Here is an 8,168-nt window from a genome sequence, read left to right as displayed (position 1 = left end):
CGGCAGGTCGGCCCGCCGAGCGAGGCGCTTATGCCGAGCGGCTGGGCGTCGCCGACGACAATGTCGGCGCCAAGCTTGCCCGGCGTTTCGAGCACGCCGAGGGCGAGGGGGCCCGCGCTGACGACGAGCAGCGCTTTGGCGTCATGCGCCAACTGCTCGATGGCTGCCAGATTCTCGATGCAGCCGAAGAAGTTCGGGTACTGCACCAGCACCGCCGCTGTCTCGCCGTCAACCGCCTGTGCCAGCTGCGCAAGATCGGTGGCGCCGTCCGAGCAGCCGACCACGGCGACCGCAAGGCCGAGTCCGGCCGCGGACGTCTTCAGCACCTGCCGCGCTTCGGGATGGACCGCGCCGCTGACAACGATCTTCCGGCGCTTCGTCGCGCCTGCGGCCAGCACCGCCGCCTCGGACAAGGCCGTCGCGCCGTCGTACATGCTGGCGTTGGCGACCTTCATGCCGGTCAGCTCGCAGATGTACGACTGGAATTCGAAGATCGCCTGCAGCTCGCCCTGGCTGATCTCCGGCTGGTAAGGCGTGTAGGCCGTATAAAATTCCGAACGGGAAATGACATGGTTGATGACGACGGGAACATGGTGATCGTAGAGGCCCGCGCCCAGGAAGCTGACGTGGCTGTCGAAATCGGCGTTCTTGTCCGCCAGCCGTTTCATATGCCGCAGCAGGGCGTATTCGTCCAGGGCTTCCGACATCGGCAGGCGGCCCTTGTAACGCACGGCTTCGGGGATATCGGCGAACAGCTCCTCCACGGACTGAATTCCGATTTCCGCCAGCATTTCGCTGCGGTCCTGCTCGGTCATTGGCAGATAACGATGCTTCATTTTCGGATTCACTCCTTGGTTGATTCTCAGGTTAAGGTCTTGCTCAGGGATCATAGCTTTAACGGCTTTTCTTATAAAAAGGGGCCTTCACAACGACTGCCTTGAGCCGCTTGCCGCGAATTTCCACTTCCAGCTCCGTGCCGATGACGGCGTATCCCGCGTCCACCAGGGCAAGCCCGAGGTTCCGCTTCAGCGTCGGCGACTGCGTGCCGGTCGTAATTTCGCCGATCTGCTGACCGCCTGCGAACACGGGATAATGCGAACGCGGGATGCCCCGGTCGATCATTTCAACTCCGACCAAGCGGCGGGGGACACCTTGCTCCTTCTGAGCCTGAAGCGCGGCCCGTCCGATAAAGTCGCCCTTATCCAGCTTCACGAAGAAGCCAAGCCCGGCTTCCAGCGGCGAGATATCCTGCGACAATTCTTGGCCGTAGAGCGGCAGCTTCGCCTCGAAGCGAAGCGTGTCGCGCGCGCCGAGTCCCGCCGGCGTAAGCCCGTGGGCGCTGCCCGCTTCGAGCAGCCCGCTCCACAGCTTCTCCGCCGCGTCCGCCGGGGCGTACAGCTCGAAGCCGTCTTCGCCGGTATAGCCTGTGCGGGACAGCAGGACTTCCACTCCGCACACCTCCGCGCGCTCCGCGAAATGAAACGGCTTCAGACCGGCCAGCGGCAGCTCGGTGACTTCGCTCATGATCTTTTCCGCATTCGGCCCCTGAACCGCCAGCAGCAGCGTCTCTTCCGAACAGTCGGCAAGCTTGACGCCGCTCTCCGGCAGATGGTCCTGAAGCCACTCTAAGTCCTTGCCGATGTTTGCGGCGTTCACGACAAGCATATAGCGCCCTTCGCCCAGGCGGTATACGAGCAGGTCGTCGACCGTCCCGCCGTCCGGGTAGCAGAGCAGCGTATACTGCGCCTGTCCGTCCGCAAGCTTGCCGACATCGTTGGTCGTCATACGCTGCAGATACGCCTCCGCGCCGTTGCCCGTCACCATAAACTCGCCCATATGCGAGACATCGAACAATCCCGCCCGGCTGCGCACCGCTTCATGCTCCTTCTGGATGCCGGTGAACTGCACCGGCAGCTCCCAGCCGCCGAAATCGATGCTTCTGGACTCCGGGAACGCGGCGTAGAAATCGAAAAAAGGCGTTCGTTTCAAAGCATCCATGTTGTCACTCCCCGTTTTTTAATTCGTACAAAGTGAAGCTTACCCCTTGAGGCTTCTTCCAAAACCTGTACAGGCGACCTGGCCTCTCTATTTGCGCAAACGCAAAAAGGGACAGGCGAAAGACGAAACTCGCGCAGCATATGCGCGTCATCGTCTTTGCTCTGTCCCTTGTACCTGAAAGTTACCCTGCTCCGGAGTGTATGATTCCGATGTACAAGCATGAGCCGCCGATTGCCGGAGGGCATGGCGTCTGCTTGTGTGCAGGTTTCCCCGTTGGTGACCGGTTGCTGTAGAAGCTCCGGTGCTCTCCAGAGTCGCGTCCGGCAGAGGTCCTTTTGCCTGAGAGATTCACCTTTGGGTCAAGGCTTACTCCTTCGGCGCCGTCCTTATAGGACAGTCTCTCCCTGTGCCATCATTCGCATTTGTATGTGATTATTCTCACTCCATTAATACTGGAATCCCCGCCCGGTGTCAACCCCATTCGGCAAACCGGCCGAAATTTATTTTCCAGCCACATAGATTGACATCGGATAAGGGCATAACTTAGTCTATAACTAATTTATGACTCCCATTGACGAAAAGAGGCGGCTAACGAAAATGAGTGAAGTGCTAGACAATCTCCGGTACAGCGAAGAGCATGAATGGGCGCAGCAAGGAGAAGGCAAAATCGTGCGTGTCGGCATTACCGACCATGCCCAGCATCTGCTTGGCGACATCGTATTCGTGGAGTTTCCGGAAATCGGTACGGCGGTTACGGCCGGGGACAGCGTGGGCAGCATCGAATCGGTCAAGACCGTATCCGAATTATATTCTCCGGTGTCGGGAACGGTGACGCGGGTCAACGAAGCGCTGGAGGACAGCCCCGAGCTGTTGAACGAGCAGCCGTACGGCGACGGGTGGATTTACGAGGTGGAGGTCAAAGGGGATTACGATACGGCAACTTCCGGACTGCTGGACGCGGCGGCTTACCGTGAGCTGGTCGGCGAGTAGAGCTTAAGCGAAAAAAGCGGGCTGCGGGCAGAGGGTGTTTCGCCAGAAGCGCTCTTGTGGGCCTGGTTTCTTTCTGTGCGCAGCCAATCGGCCAGAGGCAGGTCTGGAACAGAGGGCGTATCCTCCGGCCGGGTCTGCCTTTTTTGCAAATACAAGGATCTATAAGTTTCAGATTTCACTCCGGTCTCTTGCCCTGCGGGGAGCTTCTGAACCGGATGCTAGTGTGTGGGGAAACCGGCGATTCCTTCATAGATTGAGGGCGCGAGATGCCAGAATACGGACAGCAGGTACAAGCTGGCGGCTGTAAAGACAACACCAAGTCCCAGAAGTCTGCCCGGTCTCCAGGCCGATCGGACCGAAGGGGCAAGGGCGAACAGATAGACCGCTGCTGAGTAAAAAGGGAACAGTGCGGCGGCGGTCATAGCCATGCTCATCTCAAAGGTGACTTCGGCGGCGGAAGAAGGAATCATGGCAAGCGGGTTGCTGACCGGATCGGCGAAGTACAGCGCGGCTAGCAGCGGCAGCCAGGCGGCGAGCACATTCACAGGGAAAGCCGGGATCTTATTCCGGCTGTTCAGCGAGCGCAGAAGTCGCCAATAGCCGTACCAGACGAACGCGTACAGGGCGCCAAAGGCCAGAAAAAAGGCCCTTATCGCCATCATTTTCCACCCACTGGGCATCATTCCGTACGGGATATCCCAGAACAGGCGGGGAGAGGTCCCGAATAACAGCATAAAGCCGCCAAAGCCTGTTAGAAAGCTCAAGAAAAAGATTTGAAAAATCAGGCTGACCAACGGTACGCCTGTCCAATGCCACACGGCCAGCCATCCTTTCGGATCGCGTAAAGCGCGGATAAAAGAAGCCATCGCAGGTCAACACCTCCCTTTCTTCATTCGCTTCACACCAATATGCTCGTTGCCCTGTTTCATCCTGCGTTTGTCCTACGCTGCGGCGAGAGATACCGGCTGCAATGGAAATCATGAGGCTTGCCTTGCAGGCGGGCTGAAGTTTTGGCCCTGTTAGCGGGCTAAGGGTTGCGTTGAAGACGGCAACAAGCAGGCGAACTGTTACCTCTTAAGACTGGATGGATTGCGGCGCCGGCAGAGAGCGGGGAATTGCCGCATTTGTGCATCTTTCTCCAGTAAAAACTCTCTCCCCGGCCCGCTGCCTGCAAATGTGCAGGCACTTCGCTTCCCTTCTCTCTAATCCGGCGAGCAAGCATGAAATGCCTGCACCGCTGCATCTTCTTCTGCTTCCATGGTCGAATTCACCGGATAAACCTGCACGTTCGCAGGAATAGGCATCCGGATTTTCCGGTCGCGGGTGTTTCCTTTGCGCTGCGCTTTCGGTCTGCTTCACTGCGGCCAGCCTGCCGCGTTCTCCCATGCAGAAATCGCCGTCAGGCAATTCGTAATCGGATGATAGTCGGTCTTGGGCGGAGGACTCTTGATATTGCTGTATTTCCGGTTGCACGCATCCAGAATCTGATACCATGCCCCGAAGCGATGATCCACTAAATAAGTCCAGCAGTAAGCGAACATATCCAGGTAGAATTTCCGGTATTCCGGACGGCCTGTAGCGGCGGCCAGCAAGGCGGAAGCGCCGAGCGACTCCGACATCACCCAGTACGATTTATCCGCGTCGATGATTTGTCCGTCCACAGGAGACATTGCGAAGAGAATCCCCCCATGCCGCAGGTCCAGCCCTCTGTGCAGCGCCTCCCGGAACAAGTTCTCCGCCTGCCGGGGAAGCCACTCCTGCGGACAGTGCCGGTTCAGCAGCAGGAGCAGCTTGGACCACTCGATGGAGTGACCGAAAATATACCCGTACGGCCGGTATTCACTCTTGGTGTTGTCCTTGTTGTAATTCCAATCGATCTGCCAATCGGAGCGGTAATGCTCCCAAATGAGTCCGCCCGATTGCGGAAGCAGCTTGAACATGACGGAGTGCGCCAGGGTGTTCGCGCGGTCCAGATAACGTCTGTGGCCGGTCGCCTCGTAGGCCGCCATCAGCGCTTCGCATAAATGCATATTGGCGTTCTGTCCGCGATAGGGAGACAATTCCGTCCAGTCGGCGCTGATTTCATCGGTGTACAGTCCGTCTTTTTCCTTCCAGAAATGTTCCTCCAGCACTGTGTAGACTTCCCCGATCATCGGCCCGGCCAGGGCGATTCCCGCTTTGAACGCGGTGGAAGCCGCCAGCAGGACAAAAGCGTGCCCGTAAGCGAACTTTCTTTTATCGACAGGTGTACGTCCTTTCAGCGTCCAGTGATATCCCCCATGCGCCTGATCCCATTGATATTCACGCAAAAAACGCAGCCCGTGCTCCGCAGCCCCCCGGTACTGGGCAGGTCCGCCAACCTGTAAAGCCGCGCTGAAAATATAAATGAACCGCGCCATTCCAACCAATTGTTTCGTCTCACGGTCGCATATGGTTCCATTGTCCAGGAAGGAGTTGATGTAACCGCCGTTTTGCAGGTCGATACACCGGGGGGCATAGAAATGCACCGTGTCCAGGATATGCCGCTTCAAAAAGGACGGATCTGCGAAATCCGGAGTAACGGATCGGGTATCGTTCATGGAAACAACCCTCTTTCGTCGAAACGAGTGTTACTGTTTCTTTATGCGGCTGAGCTTGGTCTTTATGTTAGCGGAAGGATTCCGGCTATCAGGTCCGGCAGGCGATTCCGTTACTTGGGGACAGCGCGAAAAAGCGGGCTTCCGAAGACAGGCGGCGCTGCTGGAAAATCCGCTTTAGCGCATAGGCGGCGCGTTATGATTGGCTTGGCGGCTGGCCGCTGCCGGGCACAATGGGGCGTTCCGGAAGATCGCCTTGGCGCTTGTTCGTCATTGCGCATGTGGCTTACCGGAAGGCTTCGCCTACTCCTCCTGCAGCTGCCGCAGCACGGTAATCTCCACCCGGCGGTTCTGCTGCCGCCCGCTCTCCGTGGCGTTATCCGCAGCGGGACGGGTATCGGCGTAGCCTGCATACTGGAACCGGCCGGGGCTAAGGCTCTCTTTTTCCAGAAAAAAACGGAGGACCGACAGCGCGCGGGCTCCCGAAAGCTCCCAGTTGTCGCCATACGGGGAAGAAGGAAGCACCGGCCTGTTGTCCGTATGACCCTCGATGCTGACCTTGGCGTCGATGCCGCGGAACAGGCCGGACAGCTGATGCAGCGCCGGGAGCGCTGCGGGCTTGAGATTCGCTTTGCCGACATCGAACAGGAAGCGGTCGCTGAGTGTGATGGAGATGCCCTGCGGCTTGTCCGCGACAAAAATTTCTCCCCCAAGTTGGTTGGTCTTTACGTATTCCGTAATAACGTTCATCAGCTCTGCAAGCTTCGCTTCCTGCTGGCGAAAGGCCAGCTCCCGGGGGGAGGGGGAGGCTTCAGCCTGTCCGCTTCCGGTATCCGGCGCCTGGGATGGAGCAGCGGCAGAATGGCCGTTGGCATTACTCTGACTGTTCCCGTTCTCCGCGCTTTCTGCATTTTCGCCGCGATTTGCGCCATCCAGCAATCCGTTCCCGCCGTCCAGGACGCCGCTCCCGGTCTGGAATGAACGCTGCAGCGACGAGACTACCCCGCTGTATTTCTCCTGATCTGGACTGCTCATGGCATACAGAATAACGAAGAAGATCAGCAGCAGCGTAATCAGATCGGCATAGGTTATCATCCAGCGGTTGCGATTCTCGCGTCCGTCAGGGCGCTCCTCCCGGCGTCCCCGCTGCCTCATGGCCGGGCTCCGGCCGAGCCAGTCTCTGCCGCTTCGCCCGGAAGGAAGGAAGCCAGCTTCTTGCGGACCAGCCCGGGATGATCGCCGTTCTGCACGGCCAGAATGCCGACAAGCAGCATCTCCATGTCTTGCAGCCGCTGCTGGCCTCGCGATTTGATCTTGGAGGCAATGGGCAGGAAGAGCAGATTGGCGCTGGCGACCCCGTACAGCGTCGCCGTAAAAGCGACGGCAATTGAAGGACCGAGCTGGGAAGGGTCGGTAAGGCTGCCGAGCACGCGGATGAGTCCCAGGACGGTTCCGATGATTCCCATGGTGGGCGCGTACCCGCCGGCTGCCTCGAACACTTTGGCATAGCCTTCATGCTTCAGCTCCGCCGCATCCATCTCCAGCTCCAGAATTTGCCGCACCTGCCCGGGGTCCGTGCCGTCGACAATAAGCTGCAAGCCTTCGCGGGTGAAGGGATCGGGATGCTGCTCTACCCGAGGCTCCAATGCCAGCACGCCGTTTCGCCGGGAGAAGGCAGCCATTTCCGCAAGCTCTTCGGCCTGCTCTTCCAGATTGGCCCCGCTCCGGCCGAAGGCTATCTTCAGCCCTGTCCAGGCTGACCGCAGCGTGCGGGCGGGAAAGCTGATCAGAACGGCGGCGGCCGTGCCGCCGAACACGATCAGGGCGGCATTCCATTGCAGAATGCCGGATACGCCGCCGCCTTCCCAGAAGAATCCGCCGATCAGGGCGGCGAGTCCGGCAAGGATGCCGATTAACGAGGTGATATCCATGGATTGTACTCCTTAATTTATATAGATTTAGGTTTGCATGAATGCAGCGGGCCATGTATAATAGATGGGAACAAGCATTCTTATATCCCATTTTTTCACTTTCGTATGAAGAACGGAAATTAAGCCAAGAATTTGATAATATATTCATATTTTAGACGATCAAGGGGGAGGCGGGCAAATGAATGATATTGTCGTCAGTGCGAAGACCTTCGAACTGGAGTCCGAGTACACACCCCAGGGCGACCAGCCTCGCGCCATCGGGGAATTGGTGGAAGGGCTGCGGCAGGGCAAGAAGCATCAGACGCTGCTAGGAGCGACGGGCACTGGTAAGACGTTTACCGTGGCGCAGATGATCGCCAAGGTGAACCGGCCGACGCTGGTCATCGCGCACAACAAGACGCTGGCCGCTCAGCTGGCAAGCGAATTCAAGGAGTTTTTCCCCCATAACTCGGTCGATTATTTCGTGAGTTATTACGACTACTACCAGCCGGAGGCTTACATCCCGTCTTCGGATACTTATATTGAGAAGGACTCCAGCATCAACGAGGAGATCGACAAGCTCCGCCACTCCGCGACAAGCTCGCTGTTCGAGCGCAGGGATGTTATTATCGTCGCGAGCGTATCCTGCATTTACGGCCTCGGTTCGCCGCAGGAATACGGCAGCCTGCTGCTA

8 protein-coding genes and 1 riboswitch are annotated in these 8,168 nt (G+C 58.3%); of the genes, 2 read left to right on the top strand and 6 right to left on the bottom strand.

The genetic code is table 11. The annotated features are described in order from the left end of the window. Together gcvPA and gcvT are read right to left on the bottom strand one after the other, a co-directional pair. A partial coding sequence (gcvPA, locus tag L692_RS0113515; protein ID WP_025700624.1) for an aminomethyl-transferring glycine dehydrogenase subunit GcvPA occupies nt 1-836 on the bottom strand: 836 nt, incomplete at its 3' end. A 58-nt stretch (nt 837-894) separates the two neighbouring features. Continuing rightward, nucleotides 895-1,998, bottom strand: coding sequence for a glycine cleavage system aminomethyltransferase GcvT (gcvT, locus tag L692_RS0113510; RefSeq protein ID WP_025700622.1), 1,104 nt, complete (start codon nt 1,996-1,998; stop codon nt 895-897). 317 nt (nt 1,999-2,315) lie between these two features. After that, nucleotides 2,316-2,414, bottom strand: a riboswitch (glycine riboswitch). A gap of 181 nt (nt 2,415-2,595) precedes the next feature. On the opposite strand from gcvT, the gene gcvH reads away from it, so the two are divergent. After that, complete coding sequence (gene gcvH / locus L692_RS0113505) at nt 2,596-2,988, top strand: glycine cleavage system protein GcvH (protein WP_025700621.1); 393 nt, start codon at nt 2,596-2,598, stop codon at nt 2,986-2,988. 218 nt (nt 2,989-3,206) lie between these two features. Here gcvH and L692_RS0113500 read toward each other — a convergent pair whose 3' ends face one another. The 4 genes from L692_RS0113500 to L692_RS0113475 form a co-directional block, all read right to left on the bottom strand. Next, on the bottom strand, nt 3,207-3,854 hold the full coding sequence (locus L692_RS0113500; protein ID WP_025700620.1) for a hypothetical protein: 648 nt from the start codon (nt 3,852-3,854) through the stop codon (nt 3,207-3,209). 489 nt (nt 3,855-4,343) lie between these two features. Then, the gene (locus L692_RS0113490) at nt 4,344-5,567 is read right to left on the bottom strand and encodes an AGE family epimerase/isomerase (protein WP_025700618.1); all 1,224 of its coding nucleotides are present in this window, start codon (nt 5,565-5,567) and stop codon (nt 4,344-4,346) included. Between the two features lie 300 nt (nt 5,568-5,867). Beyond that, nucleotides 5,868-6,719, bottom strand: coding sequence for a flagellar motor protein MotB (locus tag L692_RS0113480; protein WP_025700616.1), 852 nt, complete (start codon nt 6,717-6,719; stop codon nt 5,868-5,870). Beyond that, the gene (locus L692_RS0113475) at nt 6,716-7,495 is read right to left on the bottom strand and encodes a flagellar motor protein (protein WP_025700615.1); all 780 of its coding nucleotides are present in this window, start codon (nt 7,493-7,495) and stop codon (nt 6,716-6,718) included. Before L692_RS0113475 ends, L692_RS0113480 begins: the two co-directional genes overlap by 4 nt. Before the next feature lie 178 nt (nt 7,496-7,673). On the opposite strand from L692_RS0113475, the gene L692_RS28755 reads away from it, so the two are divergent. Further along, on the top strand, nt 7,674-8,168 hold a 495-nt coding region (locus L692_RS28755; protein WP_036723601.1), incomplete at its 3' end, for a DEAD/DEAH box helicase family protein.

Origin of the sequence: Paenibacillus forsythiae T98 (assembly GCF_000520735.1) — a bacterium.
In the GTDB taxonomy this organism is placed as follows: Bacteria; Bacillota; Bacilli; order Paenibacillales; family Paenibacillaceae; genus Paenibacillus_AQ; species Paenibacillus_AQ forsythiae.
Note: the sequence above shows the minus strand (reverse complement) of the source record. Positions and strands in the feature narration are given on the sequence as shown.